The organism is Saccharothrix coeruleofusca, from assembly GCF_014648515.1.
Classification (GTDB): domain Bacteria; phylum Actinomycetota; class Actinomycetes; order Mycobacteriales; family Pseudonocardiaceae; genus Actinosynnema; species Actinosynnema coeruleofuscum.
In genome coordinates this window covers 1-282 of record NZ_BMRG01000032.1, presented here as the reverse complement: position 1 = coordinate 282, position 282 = coordinate 1, and the positions used below count along the sequence as shown (strand labels likewise).

Sequence of the window (282 nt, the reverse complement as noted above, 5' to 3'; positions counted from 1 at the left end):
GCCACCGTGGAGATGGTGTTGAGCAGGGTGAACTCGTCGGTGGGCAGGTAGTCGGCGTAGCGGCGGGGGAAGCCCTGGTTGCCCAGCCAGTGCTGGACCAGGAACGTGCCGTGGAAGCCCAGGAACGTGGTCCAGAAGTGGAGCTTGCCCAGCGGCTCGTCCAGCATCCGGCCGGTCATCTTGGGGAACCAGAAGTAGATGCCCGCGTAGGTGGCGAACACGATGGTGCCGAACAGCACGTAGTGGAAGTGCGCCACCACGAAGTAGGTGTCGTGGACGTGG

Annotated in this window: 1 protein-coding gene; it reads right to left on the bottom strand. The window is 64.2% G+C overall.

Features of this window, described 5'->3' with window-relative positions:
• Window positions 1–282, bottom strand: a 282-nt coding sequence (locus IEZ00_RS37610; protein ID WP_229796408.1) for a cbb3-type cytochrome c oxidase subunit I, incomplete at both ends; no start/stop codon positions are given.